Source organism: Streptomyces sp. NPDC038200 (assembly GCF_055600785.1).
In genome coordinates this window covers 471,702-490,617 of the sequence record NZ_JBVJYH010000004.1, presented here as the reverse complement: position 1 = coordinate 490,617, position 18,916 = coordinate 471,702, and the positions used below count along the sequence as shown (strand labels likewise).

At 73.9% G+C, this 18,916-nt stretch carries 20 protein-coding genes and 1 pseudogene; 9 read left to right on the top strand and 12 right to left on the bottom strand.

The genetic code is table 11. The annotated features are described in order from the left end of the window. Window positions 1-7: 7 nt before the first annotated feature. The 6 genes from ACZ7KF_RS12005 to ACZ7KF_RS11980 form a co-directional block, all read right to left on the bottom strand. Window positions 8-901: a carbohydrate ABC transporter permease gene (locus tag ACZ7KF_RS12005; protein WP_471072080.1), complete on the bottom strand. Its 894-nt coding sequence runs from the start codon at window positions 899-901 to the stop codon at window positions 8-10. A 2-nt stretch (window positions 902-903) separates the two neighbouring features. After that, complete coding sequence (locus tag ACZ7KF_RS12000) at window positions 904-1,845, bottom strand: carbohydrate ABC transporter permease (protein ID WP_471072077.1); 942 nt, start codon at window positions 1,843-1,845, stop codon at window positions 904-906. Beyond that, window positions 1,842-3,185 (bottom strand): ABC transporter substrate-binding protein, encoded by a 1,344-nt coding sequence (locus tag ACZ7KF_RS11995; protein WP_471072074.1) that lies wholly within the window; start codon window positions 3,183-3,185, stop codon window positions 1,842-1,844. Before ACZ7KF_RS11995 ends, ACZ7KF_RS12000 begins: the two co-directional genes overlap by 4 nt. A gap of 60 nt (window positions 3,186-3,245) precedes the next feature. Beyond that, on the bottom strand, window positions 3,246-4,493 hold the full coding sequence (locus tag ACZ7KF_RS11990; RefSeq protein ID WP_471072071.1) for an ROK family transcriptional regulator: 1,248 nt from the start codon (window positions 4,491-4,493) through the stop codon (window positions 3,246-3,248). 217 nt (window positions 4,494-4,710) lie between these two features. Beyond that, the gene (locus ACZ7KF_RS11985) at window positions 4,711-5,538 is read right to left on the bottom strand and encodes a hypothetical protein (RefSeq protein WP_471072068.1); all 828 of its coding nucleotides are present in this window, start codon (window positions 5,536-5,538) and stop codon (window positions 4,711-4,713) included. A gap of 165 nt (window positions 5,539-5,703) precedes the next feature. Next, window positions 5,704-6,813 (bottom strand): mechanosensitive ion channel family protein, encoded by a 1,110-nt coding sequence (locus ACZ7KF_RS11980; protein WP_471072065.1) that lies wholly within the window; start codon window positions 6,811-6,813, stop codon window positions 5,704-5,706. A gap of 316 nt (window positions 6,814-7,129) precedes the next feature. Between ACZ7KF_RS11980 and ACZ7KF_RS11975 the strand changes: the two genes are divergently transcribed. Then, entirely contained in the window at window positions 7,130-7,666 is a 537-nt protein-coding gene (locus ACZ7KF_RS11975; protein WP_225821373.1) for an HNH endonuclease, read from the top strand. A gap of 114 nt (window positions 7,667-7,780) precedes the next feature. On the opposite strand, the gene ACZ7KF_RS11970 is transcribed toward ACZ7KF_RS11975, so the two are convergent. The 5 genes from ACZ7KF_RS11970 to ACZ7KF_RS11950 form a co-directional block, all read right to left on the bottom strand. After that, window positions 7,781-8,392, bottom strand: coding sequence for a hypothetical protein (locus ACZ7KF_RS11970; protein ID WP_471072062.1), 612 nt, complete (start codon window positions 8,390-8,392; stop codon window positions 7,781-7,783). Beyond that, a complete protein-coding gene (locus tag ACZ7KF_RS11965) occupies window positions 8,389-9,720 on the bottom strand; it encodes a hypothetical protein (protein WP_471072059.1) in 1,332 nt (443 codons plus the stop codon). The genes ACZ7KF_RS11970 and ACZ7KF_RS11965 overlap by 4 nt, the downstream gene beginning before the upstream one ends. Continuing rightward, on the bottom strand, window positions 9,717-10,490 hold the full coding sequence (locus ACZ7KF_RS11960) for an ATP-binding cassette domain-containing protein (protein WP_471072056.1): 774 nt from the start codon (window positions 10,488-10,490) through the stop codon (window positions 9,717-9,719). Before ACZ7KF_RS11960 ends, ACZ7KF_RS11965 begins: the two co-directional genes overlap by 4 nt. A 194-nt stretch (window positions 10,491-10,684) precedes the next feature. Then, window positions 10,685-11,677, bottom strand: a complete 993-nt coding sequence (locus ACZ7KF_RS11955) for a zf-HC2 domain-containing protein (RefSeq protein ID WP_471072053.1) — start codon at window positions 11,675-11,677, stop codon at window positions 10,685-10,687. Further along, complete coding sequence (locus ACZ7KF_RS11950; protein WP_471072050.1) at window positions 11,674-12,282, bottom strand: RNA polymerase sigma factor; 609 nt, start codon at window positions 12,280-12,282, stop codon at window positions 11,674-11,676. Before ACZ7KF_RS11950 ends, ACZ7KF_RS11955 begins: the two co-directional genes overlap by 4 nt. A gap of 155 nt (window positions 12,283-12,437) precedes the next feature. Between ACZ7KF_RS11950 and ACZ7KF_RS11945 the strand changes: the two genes are divergently transcribed. The 3 genes from ACZ7KF_RS11945 to ACZ7KF_RS11935 are packed head-to-tail and all read left to right on the top strand — an operon-like array spanning window position 12,438 to window position 15,149. Continuing rightward, window positions 12,438-12,683 carry a hypothetical protein gene (locus tag ACZ7KF_RS11945; protein ID WP_471072047.1) on the top strand — a complete coding sequence of 82 codons (246 nt, stop codon included), beginning with the start codon at window positions 12,438-12,440 and terminating at the stop codon, window positions 12,681-12,683. Further along, window positions 12,684-14,807 (top strand): 4-alpha-glucanotransferase, encoded by a 2,124-nt coding sequence (malQ, locus tag ACZ7KF_RS11940; protein ID WP_471072044.1) that lies wholly within the window; start codon window positions 12,684-12,686, stop codon window positions 14,805-14,807. It begins immediately after the preceding gene. 60 nt (window positions 14,808-14,867) lie between these two features. Beyond that, window positions 14,868-15,149 carry a hypothetical protein gene (locus ACZ7KF_RS11935; protein WP_471072041.1) on the top strand — a complete coding sequence of 94 codons (282 nt, stop codon included), beginning with the start codon at window positions 14,868-14,870 and terminating at the stop codon, window positions 15,147-15,149. A 227-nt stretch (window positions 15,150-15,376) separates the two neighbouring features. Here ACZ7KF_RS11935 and ACZ7KF_RS11930 read toward each other — a convergent pair whose 3' ends face one another. Beyond that, on the bottom strand, window positions 15,377-15,877 hold the full coding sequence (locus tag ACZ7KF_RS11930; protein WP_471072038.1) for a MarR family winged helix-turn-helix transcriptional regulator: 501 nt from the start codon (window positions 15,875-15,877) through the stop codon (window positions 15,377-15,379). Window positions 15,878-15,979: 102 nt separating this feature from the next. On the opposite strand from ACZ7KF_RS11930, the gene ACZ7KF_RS11925 reads away from it, so the two are divergent. From ACZ7KF_RS11925 to ACZ7KF_RS11905, 5 genes and pseudogenes are all read left to right on the top strand, one after another. Continuing rightward, the gene (locus ACZ7KF_RS11925; protein ID WP_471072035.1) at window positions 15,980-16,936 is read left to right on the top strand and encodes an EamA family transporter; all 957 of its coding nucleotides are present in this window, start codon (window positions 15,980-15,982) and stop codon (window positions 16,934-16,936) included. A 118-nt stretch (window positions 16,937-17,054) separates the two neighbouring features. After that, window positions 17,055-17,165: pseudogene (locus ACZ7KF_RS11920) on the top strand (DMT family transporter); the annotation flags it as partial. A 121-nt stretch (window positions 17,166-17,286) separates the two neighbouring features. After that, a complete protein-coding gene (locus tag ACZ7KF_RS11915) occupies window positions 17,287-18,156 on the top strand; it encodes an NAD(P)-dependent oxidoreductase (RefSeq protein ID WP_471072032.1) in 870 nt (289 codons plus the stop codon). An 89-nt stretch (window positions 18,157-18,245) separates the two neighbouring features. Continuing rightward, entirely contained in the window at window positions 18,246-18,425 is a 180-nt protein-coding gene (locus ACZ7KF_RS11910; RefSeq protein WP_471072029.1) for a hypothetical protein, read from the top strand. Window positions 18,426-18,650: 225 nt separating this feature from the next. Continuing rightward, entirely contained in the window at window positions 18,651-18,893 is a 243-nt protein-coding gene (locus tag ACZ7KF_RS11905; RefSeq protein WP_471072027.1) for a hypothetical protein, read from the top strand. The last annotated feature ends 23 nt before the right edge of the window (window positions 18,894-18,916 follow it).

Sequence of the window (18,916 nt, the reverse complement as noted above, 5' to 3'; positions counted from 1 at the left end):
GTGTGGTTTAACCCTTCACTCCGGTGAGCGTGACGCCTTCGACGAACGCCTTCTGGGCGAAGAAGAACACGAGGATCACGGGGGCCATGACCAGCACGGTCGCGGCCATGGTGAGGTTCCAGTCGGTGTGGTGGGCGCCCTTGAAGGACTCCAGGCCGTAGGAGAGGGTCCAGGCGCCGGGGCTCTCGGACGCGTAGATCTGCGGGCCGAAGTAGTCGTTCCAGGCGTAGAAGAACTGGAACAGGGCCACGGCGGCGATGCCGGGTCGCGCCATGGGCAGGACCACCCGCAGCAGGGTCCTGAGGTCGCCGCAGCCGTCGACCCGCGCCGCGTCCAGGTATTCGTTGGGGATCGTCAGCAGGAACTGGCGCAGCAGGAAGATGGAGAACGCGTCCCCGAACGCCATGGGGACGATCAGCGGCCACAGCGTGCCGGACAGGTCCAGCTGCTTCGCCCAGAACAGGTACATCGGGATGACGACCACCTGCGGGGGCAGCATCATCATCGAGATCACCAGCATCAGCGACAGATTGCGGCCCCGGAAGCGGAACTTGGCGAGGGCGTACGCCACCGGGATCGAGGACACCACGGTCAGGACGGTGCCCAGGCCGGCGTAGAGGAGCGTGTTCCTCCACCAGGTGAGGAAGCCGGGCGTGTCGAAGACCTTCCGGTAGTTGCCCCATTCCCAGGTGTGCGGGATCAGGTCCCGGCTGAGCGCCTGGGTGTCGCTCATCAGCGAGGTCAGGAACACGAACACGAAGGGCAGCGTGAAGAACAGCGCGGCGGCGACACCGAGCGCGTGGACCGCGATCCACTCCAGCACCGCCTTGCGGCGCGCGGTGCGTTCGGCGCCGGAGACGAGCGGCGCCTGCCGCACCGGCTGGTCCAGTACCTGGGTCATGGTCAGTCACCTGCCTGGAGGAGGCCGCCCCGGCGCCGCATCAGCAGCGCGGTGAACGCCATCGACAGGGCGAACAGCACCAGCGCCACCACGCACGCCGAGCCGTAGTCGAAGCGCTGGAAGCCGAGGTTGTAGACGAGCTGGGGGAGGGTGAGCGTGGACTTGTCCGGGTAGCCGGGTTCGAACTGGGTGCCCGCGCCCTGGATCACCCCGGAGGCGACCTTCCCGGCGATCAGCGGCTGGGTGTAGTACTGCATCGTCTGGATCACGCCGGTGACGACGGCGAACATCACGATGGGCGAGATGTTCGGCAGGGTCACGTACCGGAAGCGCTGCCAGGCCGAGGCGCCGTCCAGCTCCGCCGCCTCGTACTGTTCCGTCGGCACGTCGAGCAGCGCGGCCATGAAGATGACCATCAGGTCGCCCACGCCCCACAGGGCCAGCAGGGTCAGCGCCGGTTTGGACCAGGCGGGGTCGTTGAACCAGCTCGGAGCCGGCAGGCCGGCCCTCTCCAGCAGGGAGTCGACCGGCCCGGTGCCGGGGTTGAGCAGGAACGCGAAGGCCATGGTCGCCGCGACCGGCGGGGCCAGGTACGGCAGGTAGAACAGGGTGCGGAAGACGCCCGTGCCGGTCTTGATCCTGGTGATGAGCATGCCGACGCCGAGCCCGAAGACGACCCGGAGGGTCACCATCACCAGCACCAGCCACAGGGTGTTGCGCAGGGCGGGCCAGAACAGCGGGTAGTGCTCGAAGACGTACGCCCAGTTCTTCCCGCCGCTCCACGTCGGCGGCCGGAAGCCGTCGTAGTGCATGAAGGAGAAGTAGACCGTGGAGATCAGCGGATAGGCGAAGAAGACGGCGAAGCCGATGAGCCACGGAGACAGGAAGGCGAGCGTGCGCAGGGCCGAGCGCCGGCGTTTCGACGCGAGGGTGACGGTGCTCATCCCTGTGCCTGCGCGATGTCCGTGTCGATCTGCGCGGCCGTCTTCTTCAGCCCGGCCTCGAGATCGGTGACCTTGCCGCTCTCGTAGTCGTAGCCGAACTGCTGGATCGTCACCAGGTACACGCCGTCGACCGAGGCGGGCGAGGTGGTGGAGTCGGGGTTCGCGGCGATGTCCAGGAAGGTCTTGAACCGGGGGTCGTACTTCAGCTCGGGGGACTTCAGCGCGGCGAGCGTGGAGGGCACGTTGTGGATGCCGTTGGCGAAGCCGACCACCGCGTCCGTGTCCGTCGTCATGTACTTCACCAGCTCCCAGGCCGCGTTCTGCTTGTGGCTGGTGGCGGCGATGCCCGCGATGGTGCCGGTGATGTAGCCCTTGCCGTACCGGTCGGCCTGGTCGTCGGGGACGGGCAGCGGGGCCACCCCGATCTCGAAGCCCGGCTCGGTCTCCTCGGCCATGCCGAGGCGCCACTCGCCGTCGAGCTGCATGGCGACCTGGCCGGTGTGGAAGGGGTGCTTGGGGCCCCACTCGTCGCCGAGCGTGGCCCGGAACTTCTCCAGCCTCCGGAATCCGCCGAGTTCGTCCACGAGCTTCTTCTGGAGGGTGAAGCCCTTGGCGAAGGCGGGGTCCTTGGCGAGGTTCGACTTGCCGTCCTTGTCGAAGTACGTCGGCGAGAACTGGCCGAAGTAGTGCTCGGTGGTGGACTCCCAGCCGTGGTAGTTCGGCATGAAACCGAGCTGCCGGTAGCCGTCGCCCCGGGGGATCGTCAGTTTCTTCGCGTCCGCGGTGAACTCGGACCAGGTCTTCGGCGGGCTCGTGATGCCGGCCTTCTCGAACGCCGTCTTGTTGTAGTACAGCCCGTAGGCGTCACCGAGCAGCGGGACGGTGCAGCGGTTGCCGTCGAACTGGGTGTACTCGTTCATCGCCTTCGGGAACGTCGTCTCCGGGTCGATGTCCGACTTCTCGAAGAAGGGGTTGAGGTCGACCAGGGCGCCCGAGGAGCAGAACTTGCCCACGTTGTTGGTGGTGAAGGAGGAGATCACGTCCGGGGCCTTCTCACCGCCGGCGCGCAGCGCCTGGTTGATCTTGTCGTCGGTCATGTTGCCGACGATGTTCACGTGGATGTTGGGGTGCGCCCGCTCGAAGCCGGCGACCAGGGACTTGACCGCCTTCACCTCGTTCGGCGCGCTCCAGGCGTGCCAGAAGTTGATCGTCGTGTCCTTCGACGGGTCGTCCGAGGCGCCCGAGCCGGACTGGCCGGTACAGGCGGTGGTGAGGAGGGCCAGCGACGCGGTCAGGGCAAAAGCCGTCTTTCGGGCAAGCGAAGGTATGACTTCGGGCATGACGAGGTCTCCCAGGGACGGGTGGACGGAAAGGGGCGTGCTGCCGGGGTGCTGCGGGGCTCAGCGCGAGGTGTCGAAGACCTCGTCGCGGGTGGCGGCGAGTGCGGACTCCAGCGCGCCGCGCAGAACGGGGTGTTCGCGGACGTCGCCGACGACCAGCCGGGGCCGGGCCGCGGCCAGTTCCTCCAGCTCGGCCTGGACGAGGGCGCGCAGCACCTCGCCGCCGGCCGTCAGGGCCGAGCCGCTGAGGACGACGAGTTCGGGGTCGAGCACGGAGACGAGCGAGGCGAGACCGGTGGCCAGCCGGGTGGCGTACGTCTGGAGCAGCTCGCGGTGCGGGCCGCCGGCGTGGTCGGCGGCATGGGCCACGAGTGCGGTGGCGGCTTCGGTGTACGGTCCCGCCGGTACCGCGATGCCGAGTTCACGGGCCAGTTCGGGTATGGCCTGCGAGCCGGCCAGCTCCTGGTAGCCGCCGCTGTTGGCCTTGGTGACCTGCCGTACCAGCGGGGTGCCCGGCACCGGCAGGAAGCCGACCTCGCCGGCGCCGCCGGTCCAGCCGCGGTGCAGTCGCCCGCCGAGGACCAGGGCGGCGCCGAGGCCCTCCTGGTTCCACAGCAGCACGAAGTCCGCGTGGCCGCGGGCCGCGCCGAGCCGCTGCTCGGCGAGGGCGGCGAGGTTGACGTCGTTCTCGTACTCGACCGGCATCGGGAGCGCCGCCGCGAGGTCGTCGAGCAGCGTGGGGGAGTGCCAGCCGGGCAGATGGGAGGCGTAGCGCAGGCGCCCGGTGTTCGGGTCGAAGGCGCCGGGGGTGCCGATGACCAGCCGGTGCACATCGGACCGGGCGAGCCCGGCGGCCTTGACGGCGCCGTCGAGGGCGTCGGTGACCTGCTGGACGACGGGTGAGGGAGCCGCCCCCTGCCTGGGTGCGGCAGAAGACCTGGCGGCGGAGCGCCGGCCGGGGGTGGGCAGCTCGTAGACGCCGACCGTGCGGCCGGTGACGTCGGCGATCGCGGCCCGGATGCGGTGCGGGGTGACGTCGAGTCCGGCGGCGTACGCGGCGCCCGGATCGACCGCGTACAGCTGGGCGTTGGGGCCCGGCCGGCCCTCGCTGGTGCCGGTGGCCCGGACCAGTCCGGCCGCCTCCAGGCGGGCCAGCAGCTGGGAGGCGGTGGGCTTGGACAGGCCGGTGAGCTTGCCGATCCGGGTGCGCGACAGCGGTCCGTGCTCCAGCAGCAGGTCCAGGGCGGCGCGGTCGTTCATGGCGCGCAGCACGCGCGGGGTGCCCGGCGTACCGGCGGTTCCTGCCATGGGGTCGACACCTGCCTTTCCAGCCGCTCAGCTTCTCAGTGACCTGGGCGGGACGTCCAGTCTTGATCGACGGCCGCCCGGAAGATCACTGTTAGGAAACTTTCCTATTCGGGTGGGAGGAACGTATGCCCAGGACGAAGGGGGCGTCAATAGACAACGCCCCCGAGGCAACGGAGTCGTTACCTCGGGGGCGTGCCCGTAAGGGTGGTGCCGGTGGCTACTTGACCGTCACGTGGTCACCGGCGGAGGCCTTGGCCGCGGTGGTGGCCGTACCCGTGAAGACGAAGCGGTAGCTTCCGCTCCTGGTCGCCTTCACCGTGGTGGACAGGGCGCCCCCGGTGCCGGAGTCGATCGCCTTGACGTTCTTGTACGAACCGCCGTCCGCCTTGAACTGGAGCAGCACCGTCCGGCCCTTGTAGCCGGTGTACCTGCCGGTCTCCCAGTCCGCCCGGGTCAGCTTGCCCTTGACGGTGAGCGTCCTGCCCTTGGCCGCGGGTTCCGGGGCGGCGTTCACGGTCACCCGGGCGGCGCGCTGCACGTTCACCGAGGCGAGGTTGCCCCACGCGGTGACGTCGTTCTCGCTGTGCAGGTAGTCGTCCGAGACGCTGCCGTCGCTGTGCGCGTAGAGGCCCGCGGCCTTCCAGGCGGTGGCGTCGGCGGCCTCGTAGAGCGACTCCTCCGGGGAGACCGTGATCTTCTCGGTGCAGCTCTCGGTGACCGTCGTGTCGGTCGTGGCGGTCGTCTTGCAGGTGGGCGGCTGGTTCGGGTCCAGGTCGTTGTCGACGGACTTCAGCGTGCCCCGGTACAGGATCACTGCCTGCACGGTCTTGTTCTGGTCGATGACCAGGTCCTTCGGCCGGGTCAGGGTGTACGACACCGGCACGGTCACGGCCTTGGTGGTGCCGGCCACGATCGGCTTGCCGTTGTTCACGGTCACACCGGAGAACTCGAGGTCCGGCGTACCGGCCGCCGACGCGGCGGGCGCGGCGAGGCCGGCCAGGGCCAGGGCGCCGGACAGCGTGGCGCCTATGGCGAGGTTGCGCATGTTTCCCCACATTCGAGACGGGCCCCCGGGCGACGTCGCGCTCCAGAACAAGGGTCCGTTGCGCAGGTGACCCTAGAGGATCACCGAGTGCGGAGGGAATGGGGGGTTCCTGTGAAGGCGATCTGCGCGCGGGCGCGGACGAGGGGGGGCGCCGCCACCGTTCCGCTACTTCGCGGGCGGTGCCGGGCGCTGCGCGACGATCGGGGAGGCCGCCACCGACTGCGGCGAGTCGGCGCTGGAGTACGCCGAGGGGGCCGCCACCGCCGCCGTCGGGTCCGGGACGTCCTCGACGTCCTCCGTCGCCGTCGCACCGCCCACGATGCGGATGCTCGCCGCGTCGAACGCCCGCTTGATCCGCCAGCGCAGCTCGCGCTCGACCGTGACGGACTTGCCCGGCATCGTCCTGGCCGAGACGCGGACCACCATGGAGTCGATCAGCACCGAGTCCAGACCGAGGACCTCGACCGGGCCCCACAGCAGCTCGTTCCAGGGCTCTTCCTTGCTCATGTGCTCGGCGACCTCGTCCAGCGTCGCCTTGAGCTTGTCCAGGTCCTCGCCCGCCTTCACGGTCACGTCGACGCCGGCCGTCGCCCAGCCCTGCGAGAGGTTGCCGATCCGCTTGACCTCACCGTTGCGGACGTACCAGATCTCGCCGCTGTCGCCGCGCAGCTTGGTCACGCGCAGCCCGACCTCGATCACCTCGCCGGTGGCCACGCCCGCGTCGATCACGTCACCGACGCCGTACTGGTCCTCCAGGATCATGAACACACCGGAGAGGAAGTCCGTGACCAGGTTCCGGGCGCCGAAACCGATCGCCACGCCCGCGACACCGGCCGACGCCAGCAGCGGCGCCAGGTTGATCTTGAAGGTGCCCAGCACCATCAGCGCGGCCGTGCCCAGGATGAGGAAGCTCGCCACGGAGCGCAGCACCGAGCCGATCGCGGCCGACCGCTGCCGGCGCCGCTCCGCGTTGACCAGCAGTCCGCCCAGCGCGGTGCCGTCCACGGCCTGCGCGGTGCGGCCCATCCGGTCGATCAGCTTGGTGATCGCCCGCCGCACCACCGCTCGGAGCGCCACCGCCACGGCCACGATCAGCAGGATCTGCAGACCCATCGCGAGCCACGTCGACCAGTTCTGCTCGACCCAGCTCGCCGCGTTCGTCGCGCTCTCCTGGGCGTCCTGGAGCGTCGGCACGGCAGGGGTCGACCCCGACGGGGACGGAGACGGGGAGGGCGATGCCCCGGCGGCCAGGAGGGCGGCGGACAGGGACGACACGGCAGGTACCTCCAAGGTGCTGCGCTGTCCGTACCGGCGGGCGGTCAAGGTCACGAAAAGGTCACCGGACGGACGGGACCACCACACTAACGGGGCATGGTGTGTGCCTCGTGCGGATCTGCGCAGGAGGCGCGAAGGAGAGACACGGCTCACGCGGGCTTGAACCGGCCCTGCTCCGGGGGATGAATCCGGTGTGGTCGAAAACACTCCCAGCCCGTTACCGGGACATGGTGGCGCTTCCACCAGGCATGAGGGGAGACTGACTGCAGATCGTCCCGGCGCGAGCCACGCGCCGCCGACGCCCAAGGAGGCCCCCGTGCCGCATGTCCTGGTCCTCAACGCGTCGTACGAGCCGCTCGGCGTCGTACCGCTCCGCCGCGCGCTCATCCTCGTCCTGGAGAACAAGGCAGTCTCCCTGGAGGAATCCGGCGCCTATATGCACAGCGCAACCGTCACCCTCCCCGCACCCAGCGTGGTCCGGCTCAAGCGATTCGTCCGGGTCCCCTATCGGGGGCCTGTTCCTCTGACCCGCCGAGCGCTCTTCGCGCGCGACGGGGGCCGGTGCATGTACTGCGGTGGCGTCGCAACCAGCGTCGACCACGTCATCCCGCGCAGCCGCGGGGGCAAGCACGTCTGGGACAACGTGGTGGCCTCCTGCCGCCGCTGCAACCACGTCAAGGCCGACCGCCACCTCGTCGAACTGGGCTGGCGGCTGCGCCACAAACCGGCCCCGCCGACCGGGCTGGCCTGGCGGATCATCGGCACGGGGCACAGGGACCCGCGCTGGTTGCCGTACTTGCAGCCCTACGGCGCGGATGATGCCATGGCCCGCATCGACGGCGTTTCCGCCTAGTCGAGCCGGGCCGGTTGTGTATCCGGGGCCGTCGGGCTCGTGAACCGGGCACGGGTGCGCGGGGGCTGGTGGAGCGGCCCCCGCGCACCTTCGGGCCGGCCGCCCCGACGGAAGTCAGCCGCGCGGCCCCTCCGGACGGGCGCCGCGCACCGCGTACAGGGCCGCGCCCGCCGCGAACGCCGTCAGCGCCGTCACCCACGCGCCCGGCTGGGACCCCGGCTGCATCGGCCACGCCCACACCGTCGCCGCACGGCCGTGCGCGGTGGCGGAGCCCAGGTACACCCCCGTCACATAGACGAACGCCGGCAGCCAGCTCAGCCGGGCGCCCAGCAGGACGGCCGCCGCCGCGGTGACACCCGTACAGCCCAGCGTGTTGCGCACCACGGCAGGTGGTCCGAAGTTCTCCGCATGGCCCAGCACCGCCGGTGTCACCAGCAGCGCCGCCAGCGCGGCCAGTCCCGCCAGCTGCGCCAGCCGCCGCGGCCACCAGGGGCGCACGGCCGTGCGGTCCAGTTCGTCCGAGGCGCTGTACAGGCTCGTCCCGATCACCGCCGACGCCAGCAGCGGCGCCAGCGCGACGATCGGCACCCGGCGGTCGGGATCGAGGTAGGCGTCCAGCCGGCCGGCCGCCCACACCGCGAAGGCGGCCGTGGCGGCGAGCGCGGCCAGGGTGAGGGGGAGCGCCCGGGAACGGGCGTAGAGCAGGGGACCGCGGGTCGTCGTCACAGTGCGGGAACCCCCTTCGGATCGCAGGCCCCACGGGCCGCGAAGTACGCCGACAGCCAGTCACGGCGCTCGTGCTCGTCCATCCCGGCGAGCCGGGCCCGGGCGGCGCCGCGCTTCCGCAGGGCGGTGCGCCGGGCCTTGTCGCCCCGGGCGTCGTCCTCGTCGATCGCCTTCTGCACCGGGCTCGGCGCGAGGTAGTACTCCACCGCGTCGTCCGCCGTCAGCACCCGGTCGGTCGTGGCCGTCTCGGGGCAGTCGTAGCCCTGCAGCGCGGCGACGGCCTCCCAGGCGTACTGCTCCGGATCGGTCAGCCGCCCCCGTACGGTCGTCCAGCCGAGCGGCGTGACGCCCGGCAGCTGCGCCTCGCCGGCGTGCGGGGCGGTCCCGCGGTCCGCCCAGCGCACCGGCAGGCCCCGCACCCCGTGCAGCTTGTCCGTGATCCCTGACAGGGCGTCCCTGACCTGCGGGAGCATCCCGGCGTACCGGGCGTTCACACAGATCGCCGGGGAGACGGAGGTGTCGCACACCTGACGGCGGGCGAGCGGGTCGGTGTGCCACAGGCCGTTCCCCGTCTGTGCCAGCAGGACGCCCGCGGACAGCGCGGCGGCCAGCGGGACCAGCGCCGTCACCCGGTGCCGGGCCGCGTACGCCAGCGCGGCGGCGACCGCGAGCCCGCCCGTCCACACCGCCATGGCCCACGGCTGCCACCACACCGGCAGCCCGTCGTGCAGCGCCCGCGTGGTGGGACTCAGGGCGCGGAAGGCGTCCGAACCGTCGGCCGTCACGATCCCGAGCCCCACGTACCCGGCGACCGCCAGCAGCGGTGCCGCCAGCCGCGTGGGCACCACCCGGCCCACCACATGCCCGGCCAGCGCGCCCGCCGCCATGGCGACCGTGTCCCCCGGCACCAGGGCCAGGTGAGGCCGGTCGCCCTGGACGTACGGCCAGCTGGCGAGCAGCGCGGCGGCCACCACGACCAGGTAGCCGACGGCCGCCCACAGCGCCACGGGCAGCGCCGCGACCAGCAGCCGGGTCAACGGCGACCGTACGGTCGTCCCCCACAGTTCCTCGGTACGGCGTCGCCGCTCCCGGCCGCCCTGCCAGCAGCCCGCCGCCGCGGCCAGCGGAAGGGTGATCAGCATCGAGGTGTGCACCTGGTCGGCGGTCTCCGCCCAGCTGCCCTGCCACTGGTCGGCCTTTCCGCACAGGGGGCCGGCGAGCGTCAGCAGCACCGCGGCCCCGGCCCAGGGCGCGAATCCCCGCACGGCCTCGGCCCGCAGGGGGTGCGGCGCACGCGCCGGTGCCTTCTCCCCGGTCACGAGGGTCATCGCACCCCCTCCCGCGCACCCGGCGTGCGGTGGGCCCGCAGCGCCGCCGTGTACCCGCGCTCGATCGGGTGGTCGCCCGGCCCGTCCGACGCCTCGCCGAGCAGGGTCAGCGCCTCGGGCGTGCCCCGGTACGCGATCCGGCCCGCGTCCAGCAGGGTGACCTCCGTGCAGGCGGCGGCCACGTCCTCCACCAGGTGGGTGGAGACCACCACGGTCGCCGAGGCACCCAGCTCGCGCAGCAGCGCGCGGAACTCCACCCGCTGCTCCGGGTCGAGCCCGGCGGTCGGTTCGTCCAGCAGCAGCAGGGCGGGATCGTTGACGACGGCCTGCGCGATGCCGACCCGGCGGACCATGCCGCCGGACAGTGTCCGGACCTTGGCGTCGATACGGTCCGCCAGGCCCACCCGCGTCACCGCCCGCTCCACGGCCGCCGGCACCCGCGCGGCCGGCACCTCCTTCAGCCAGGCCACGTACGCCACGAACTCCCGCACGGTGAAGCCCGGGTAGTAGCCGAACTCCTGCGGCAGGTAACCCAGCCGGCGCCGCACCCCGGCCAGGCCCTGCTGCCCCGCGGTGTCCTCGCCCAGCAGCTCCACCCGCCCGGCGTCCGGCCGCGCCACCGTGGCCAGCACCCGTATCAGCGAGGTCTTCCCGGCGCCGTTCGGCCCGAGCAGCCCGTGCACACCGGTGCCGAGCGCCAGGTCGAGCGAGTCGAGGGCGAGGGTCTTGCGGTGCCGGACCCGCAGGCCGGTCACACGTAGGGAACTCATGTCTCTCCAGGAGAGGGCGCGGGACGGCGACGGTGGGCGGTCCCGGGGTCGGTCGGAAGGAAAGGAAGCGAGAAAGAAAGGGAGGGAAGAAGCGAGAAAGATAGGGAGGGAAGAAGCGAGAGAGAAAGAGGAAGAGGAGCGGTGTGCCGGCGTGTGGCCGGGCTGCGGCGCGGGCGGCGTGGCGGCGGGTGCCGTCAGGGCCGCAGCGGGCGGTCCCACGCGGGACGGCGGGCGGTCAGCAGAACGGCGCTCAGCACGGCCGCCGCCGCCCAGGCGCTCTGCGCCGCGGTGCCGTCCAGGCAGCGGGAGAGCTGCTCGGCCAGCCGCCCGGTCGCCGTGCCGCCCGGCGCGAGGGCCACCGGCGCGAGGACCGCGCACAGCCAGCCGCCGCCCGTCAGCCCGGCCGCCGCCCGGCATCCCACGACAGCGGTCAGGGCCAGCGAGGCCAGCGCCAGCGCCAGCCCGGGCAGCAGCCAGGCCGCCGCGGCCGGGGCACCCGAGGCGGGCAGCAACAGCCCGGTGACGGTCAGCAGCGGCAGGCTCACCGCGAGCACGGCGACCGTACGGGTCAGCGCGAGCCGCAGCCCGCCGCCCGGGGTGGCCGCGACGACCTCGTACAGCGGGTCCGCGTGCGGGCCGTAGGACAGGGCGACCCCGGCGACCGGCATCACGGGGGCCACGGCCAGCAGCAGCGCCCGCGCGCCCGGGAACCCGGCCCCGTACGACAGGGCCAGCGCGGCCACGGCCACGCCGAGCACGGCCGGCAGCCACGCCCCGCGCACGGCGGGCCCCGCGGCCCACAGCAGCCGGACGAGCCGGGACAGCGCGGGCCGCCCGGCGGGGTGCGGCGCGGCGGGTACGGCCGTCTCCGCGAGGCGCGGTTCCGCCGACACGGCCGCCCCCGCCAGGCGCGGTTCCCGCGGTACGGCCGTTCCGCCGGACCGCGGCTTTGCCGCCACGGCCGTCTCGGGTACCGGAGCCGCGGCCAGCACCGCCGACCGCACCTGCGCGAGCACCGCCCCCGCCGCCGTACCGCGCACCGCGGCCGACACCCGGGACGCGCAGCCCGCGCAGTCCTCCACATGTTTCTCCAGGGACCACGCGTCCGACTCCGGCAGCACGCCCTCGGCGTAGCGGGCGACCAGGTCGTCGGAGGCGTGCCAGAGCTGCCTTCCACGGTTCGTCATGCCGTGCCTCCCAGCGGGGACGGATTCAACTGAGCCAGTGCGGCGCGCAGTTCGGCGCGGGCGCGGCGGGCGCGGGACTTGACCGTGCCCTCCGGGATGCCCAGCAGCCGGGCCGCCTCCCGGGTGGTCAGCCCGTCGACGACCGTCACCCGGAGCACCTCGCGCAACTCGGGGGAGATCCGGTCCAGCGCGGCGCCGACATCGCCGTACTCCAGCCCCGCCAGCACCCGGTCCTCCGCGGACGGCGCGGGCGCGGGCTCGTACCGTCCCGGCGCCTCGGGCTCCGGCAGCGGCCCCGCGACCCGCGCGGACCGCTCCTGGGCCCGCCGCGCGTCGACCAGCCGGCGCGCCGCGATCGTCCACAGCCAGCCGCCGGCCTCCTGCCCGCGGTGCCCGGCCGCCGACCGCCACACCGTGACGAACGTGTCCTGCAGCACCTCCCGCACCAGCTCCGGATCGGCGCACCGCCGGGTCAGCCGCGCGTGCAGCCACCCGGCGTGCCGGTCGTACAGGGCCGTCATCGCCGCCGCGTCACCCCGCGCGACGGCTCGCAACAGGGCCGCGTCCCCGTCGGCCCCGTCGCCCTTCTCCCGCTGGCCCCCCATGGGGCGGAACAGTCTCACACCCCCTCTATCGACCGGCGGGCCGGAGCCGGATCACCCCGGTACCGGTTCGGTGCGCGTGGCTTCGGCTTCACGGGGTAGGCCTGCCGTAACCCGTCCAAAGCCGTAGCATCCGGCACCCCGACAAGGAGGCCCCCGTGGCCGTACCGGTCCGTCTCTCGATCCCGGCCCCGTGCAAACCCGTGGCGGATCCGTCCGCCGAGATCGACGAGGCGTCGCTGTGCGTCTTCAGCGCCGAGAGCGCGTACACGCAGACCCCGCTGACCAGCGAGCCGCCGCTGCCCGAGGCCGAGCCCCTCACCAGCGAGCCCCCGCTCGCCGAGGCCGCCCCGCTGACCAGCGAGTCCGACCCGGTCCCGGACTCCTTCGCGCCGGGACTGTAGATGGCCGCGGCGCCCGACGAGCCCCCCGGCACGCACCCCGCGGACCTCGCCCGGCTCGCCGAGCTGCACGGGGTCGCCACCTCCTACGAGCCGGCCCCGGACCGCACCGTCCGGGTCTCCGCCTCCGCCGTGACCGCCGCCCTCGCCGCCCTCGGCGTCGACGCGGCCGGCCCGGACGCCGTACGCGCCGCCCTCGCCGCCCGGGAACGCGCCCTGCGCGAGCGCCTGCTGCCGCCGACGGTGGTCCAGTGGGCCGGCGCGGAGCCGCCCGCCGCCCTCACCGCGCTGCCCGCCGGCACCCGGCTGCGCGTCGAGACGGAGGACGGGGAGGACCTCGGGGACCTGACGGACCGGGGGACAGCGGGACTCCCGCTCGGCGTCCACCGGCTCACCGCCACCGCGCCCGACGGGCGGACCGGCGAGGCGTACCTCGTCGTCGCCCCCGACCGGCTGCCCGCCCCGCCCGGCCGCTCCCACGGCCTCCTCGTCCAGCTGTACTCCCTGCTCTCCCACCGCTCCTGGGGCATGGGCGACCTCGCCGACCTCGCCGAGCTGGCCGGCTGGGCCGGACGCACCGCCGGCGCCGGCTTCGTCCAGGTCAACCCGCTGCACGCCGCCGTACCCGGCGCCCCCACCGACCCCTCCCCCTACCGCCCCTCCTCACGCCGCTTCCCCGACCCCGTCCACCTGCGCGTCGAGGACGTCCCGGAATGCGCGTACGTCACGGACCGCGAACGGCTCGCCGCCCTGCTGCAACGGGCCGAACGGCTGCGCGCCGCCGTCCTCGACAAGGGCGCCCTCATCGACCGGGACGCCGTGTGGGACCTGAAGCGGGAGGCACTGGAGCTGGTCCTCGCCGTCCCCCTGGGCCCCGGCCGGCAGGCCGCCTACGACGCCTTCCGCGCCGCCCACGGCCGCGCCCTCGACGACCACGCCACCTGGTACGCCCTCGCCGAGCTGCACGGCTCCGACTGGCACCACTGGCCCGACGGACTGCGCGACCCCCGCTCCGCCGCCACCGCCCGCGCCCGCACCGGACTCGCCGACCGCGTCGACTTCCACGCCCGGCTCGCCTGGCTCACCGACGGCCAGCTCCGGGCCGCCCAGCGTGCCGCCCGCGAGGCCGGCATGTCCGTCGGGATCGTGCACGACCTCGCCGTCGGCGTGCACCCCGCCGGCGCCGACGCCTGGGCCCAGCAGGACGTGTACGCCGCCGGCATGTCCGTGGGCGCCCCACCGGACGCCTTCAACGCCCGCGGCCAGGACTGGGGCCTGCCGCCCTGGCGCCCCGACCGGCTCGCCGCCTCGGGCCACGCCCCCTACCGGGACCTCCTGCGGGCCCTCTTCCGCTACGCCGGCGCCCTGCGCATCGACCACGTCATGGGCCTGTTCCGGCTCTGGTGGGTCCCCCAGGGCCGTCCGCCCACCGAGGGCACCTACGTCCGCTACGACGCCGACGCCATGCTCGCGATCCTCGCCCTGGAGGCCGCCCGCGCCGGGGCCGTCGTCATCGGCGAGGACCTCGGCACCGTCGAGCCGGGTGTCCGCGAGGCCCTGCACCGGCGCGGAGTGCTCGGCACCTCCGTGCTCTGGTTCGAACGGGACTGGGAGGGCGACGGCCGCCCGCTGCCGCCCGAGCGCTGGCGCGCCGACTGCCTGGCCACCGCCACCACGCACGACCTGCCGCCCACCGCCGCCCGGCTCACCGGCGACCACGTCGACCTGCGCGACCGCCTGGGCCTGCTCACCCGCCCGGTCCCGGAGGAACGCGCCGAGGCCGCCGCCGACGCCGCCGAGTGGCTCGCCCTGCTGGGCAGCCTCGGCCTGCTGGACAGTCCGGCGGCCGGCCCGCCCGGCTCCGACGAGGAGGAGGAGATCCGCGCCGTCCACCGCTTCCTGCTGCGCACCCCCGCCCGCCTGATCGGCGTCTGGCTCCCGGACGGCATCGGCGACCGCCGCCCGCAGAACCTGCCGGGCACGTGGGACCAGTACCCCAACTGGCGTCTGCCGATCGCGGACGCCGAGGGCAGGCCGGTGCCGCTGGAGGACCTGGTGGCCTCCCCTCGGCTCCGGGCGCTGCTGGAGGTCCTGAGGGAGGCCGGCGGCGACACCGCGGCCGGGTGAGGGCCCCGGGTAAGGCACCCCGGGCGCGCGGCCCCGACGAGGGTTCGCTAACTTGATTCCGTGGACAAGAAGAACGCCCTGCGCGCCGGCGCCCTGGCCGCCGGTACGACGCTGATGATGCTGCTCATGTCGTCCCCCGCGCTCGCGCTGACCCGCGACGACGGCGACGACCCCGGCAAGGGCCTGAGCGTCGTCGAGACGCTGGGCCTGTACGTCTTTGCCCCGCTGGTGCTGTTCGTGGTGATCGCCGGCCTGGTCATGCTCCTGGACAAGTCCAAGACCCGGGTCACGAAGCCCTCGTCCACCGTCGACGTCACGTCGAAGGCTGGGGCCAAGGCCTGACGGGACCACCGGTTCGTTCGCCGGGGGCGCCTGTCCTCCCGTCGGTACGCGCATGCGCCGTACCCGGGTGAGACCGGCGCCCCCGGCGTTTTTTTCGGCTCCGGCCGGTCAGGGCTCCGGGGCGCCCACCGGCTCACCGGCGCCCGGATCGCGGACGTCGGCCTCGCCGGCGGCGGACGGCCCGCTCGGGCGAAGCCGCCGCCCGGGGCCCGTCCGCCGCCCGGCGGCTAGTCCGTCGTCGCGCTCAGCAGGTCACGCAACAGGTCGGCCAGTCGGTCGGCCTGTTCGGCGTCCAGGGCGGCCAGGGCCGCGCTCTCCTCGGCCAGGCCGGCGCCGACCGCCTCGTCGATCAGCCGCAGCCCCTCCTCGGTGAGGGTCACCTGGAGGCCGCGCCGGTCGTGCGGGTCGGGGGAGCGGCGCAGCAGTCCGGCGCGCTCCAGCTTGTCGAGCCGGCCGGTCATCCCGCCGGTGGTGAGCATGAGGGCGGCCGAGAGCTGGCGCGGTGAGAGGGTGTGGGGCTCGCCGGAGCGGCGCAGGGTGGCCAGGACGTCGAACTCGCCGCGGGAGATGCCGTAGGGCTTGTACGCCTCCTCCATCCGGTCGCCCATCGCGCGCGAGAGCCGGAAGATCCGGCCGAAGACCTCCATCGCCCGGGTGTCCAGGTCGGGGCGCACCCGTGCCCACTGCTCGATGATCGCGTCGACCGCGTCCGACGGCTGTTGCTGCATGCGGAGAGTATCGGCCCGATTCCGGTCGTCCGCAAGAAAGTCACTTGACGATAAGTAGCTTAGAGCTAAGCTACTTAGTAGTGACCCAGGAAGGGGCCGACCATGACCACCAGCCGCCCGGGCGGAACCACCACCGCCGTCGTCGCCGTCACCGCGCTCGCCCCCGTCTCCTGGGGCACCACCTACGCGGTCACCACCGAGTTCCTGCCCCCGGACCGCCCCCTCTTCACGGCCCTGATGCGGGCCCTGCCCGCCGGCCTGGTGCTGCTCGCCCTCACCCGGGTGCTGCCGCGCGGCATCTGGTGGGCCAAGGCGGCCGTGCTCGGGACGCTGAACATCGGTGCCTTCTTCCCCCTGCTGTTCGTCGCGGCGTACCGGCTGCCCGGCGGGACGGCCGCGGTCGTCGGCTCGGCCGGACCGCTGTTCGTGGTGGGCCTCTCCGCGCTGCTGCTCGGCCAGCGGCCGGCTCCGCGCACCCTGCTCGCGGGACTCGTGGCCGCGGCGGGTGTCAGCCTCGTCGTGCTGAAGGGGGCCGGCGCCCTGGACGCGGTCGGTGTCCTCGCGGCCGTCGCCTCCACCGTCGCCATGGCCACCGGAACCGTCCTCACCAAGCGCTGGGGCCGCCCGGAGGGCGTCGGGCCGCTGGCCCTCACCGGCTGGCAGCTCACCGCCGGCGGACTGCTCCTCGCGCCGGTCGCGCTGCTGGTCGAGGGCGCCCCGCCCGCCCTCGACGGCCGGGCCGTCGGCGGCTACCTCTACCTCGCCCTGGCCAACACGGCGGTCGCCTACTGGCTCTGGTTCCGCGGGATCGGCCGGCTCACCGCCACCCAGGCCGGTTTCCTCGGCCCGCTGTCCCCGCTGACCGCGGCGGTGGTGGGCTGGGCGGCCCTCGGCCAGTCGCTCACCGAGGTGCAGGTGGCGGGCATGGCGCTGGCGTTCGGGGCGACGGTGGCCGGGCAGGTCGGCGGCGGCCGACGGACCCGGCGACCGTTCGGTTCCACTGAAAAGAACGGTCGAAAAGATTCGATGGACCGGACAGTTCCGGCGCTGCGACGGTGACGGCACAGCATCCGCGCCCGCTCCCGCTCCCGGAGAGGCCCCCTGTGACCGCAGTCGCGCACCCGACCGCCACCGCCCCGGCAACCCGCCCCGCCCACCCGCGCCAGGCCGCCGCCGGGTCTGCGTGGCCCTGTTGTCCTGGGCGCTGCTGGGCGAGCACACCGGCCGGCCGCAGCTGCTGTGCCTGGCGCTGATCCTGACCGGGGTCGTCCTCGGCGCGGGCCCCCGCCTCCGAGGGCGGCGGCCGGCCGGGCAAGGACGGCCCTGCGAGGACCCCGCTCGGGCGGGCGTCCCGCAACCCGGCCCGCACCACGCACACTTGGGGGCACAGTGATCGAAAGGAGCCGGAGATGACACACGTCGCCGTGGTGGGGCTCGGCATCATGGGCCGGGGCATGGCCGAGAACCTGCTCAGGCACGGGCACACCGTGACCGTGTGGAACCGCACCCCGCAGCGGGCGGCCCCCCTCGCCGGCGCGGGTGCCCTGGTGGCGGCCACCCCCGCCGAGGCCGCGGCCCGCGCCGCCGTGGTCTTCGAGGTGACCGCCGACGACGCATCCTCCCGCGCGGTGTGGCAGGGTCCCGAGGGCATCCTGGCCGGGGCCCGCGAGGACGCCGTGCTCATCGCCTCCGCCACCCTGTCGGTGGCCTGGATCGAGGAACTGGCCGCCCGCTGCGCCGAGAGCGGCCGGGACTTCTACGACATGCCGCTCACCGGCGGCGCCGCCGGGGCCCGCACCGGCACCCTGGTCCTCCTGGCCGGCGGCGCCCCGGAGGGCCTGCCCGCGCTGCGGCCGGTCCTCGACGCGGTCGCCCGGGACGTACGGCACTTCGGCCCGGCCGGCGCCGGTACCCGCTTCAAGCTGATCCTCAACGCCCTCCAGGCCGTCCACCTGGCCGGGTTCGGGGAGGCGCTGCGGCTGGCCGAGGCGGCGGGCCTGGACGCGCGGCAGGTCGGCGAGGCCCTGCTGGACCGCCCCGGCGGCGTGGTCACCCGGCTCGCCTGGGACAGCTACCTCACCCCGCCCGACCCTCTCAACTTCAGCGCCGAATGGGCCCACAAGGACCTCGCCTACGCGGCCCGCATGGCCGAAGAGGCCGGCCAGGACCGCCACCCCCTGCTCGACGGCGTCCTCTCCGTCTTCGCCGACGCGCTCGCCGAGGGCCGCGGCAAGGAGGACTGGAGCACGGTCAACCCGGCCGCGCCACGGCGGCCGTAGCCGGACCCGGGGCACCCCGGCCGACCCGCCGCCCAGGGCGGCACGGCCGCTCCCGGCCGCGGCGGTGTCCCGCGCGCCGGCGGGCCGGCGTGGTCCTGCGGGAACTGGGCGAGGACCGGCCCGGACGCCATGTGGTGGCGGCGGTCCGCAAGGGCGCGGGGGAGGCGCCGGCGGTCGGCGGGGTGCTGAGGGCGCTGCGGGACGCGGCAGCTCCCGGGACGGAGGCCCTCCGCGTCGTCCGAGATGCCGAGCGATCGGGTGACGGCTAGCGTGTTGGAGGAGGGCCGCGATCGGGCGGTGCGCCCGCAACCGGCGAGCGCCCGGGCCGTCGGGCCCGGCAGGCCATGTGGGACAGGCCGCGCTCCTCGTCCCCCCGCGGCACCACCTACGACCGCGCCGTGCCCGTCCGCACCGCGGTCGCGGCCGTCGCCCCCGTACCGGCACACCCGCACGAGGGCGTGGAAGGAAGGTAGGCCCCCATGAAAGCACAACGCGTGAGGCGTCTTTTCGCGGTATCCGCGGCCGGCGTCCTCCTGGCCGGCGGCGCCGCGATCGGTACGGCGAGTACGGCCTCGGCAGCGACTCCGGACCAGGTCTCCACCGGTCGCGGCTGCTTCGACCGCGGCTTCGGCTTCGGCGGCGGCTGCGGCTTCAACCGAGGCGGGTACTTCTACGGCAACGGCTTCGGCAACGGCTTCTACGGCAGCAACGGCGTCGTGGTGATCGTGGTGGGGTGACCGCGGGCGTCCCGAACCCACGC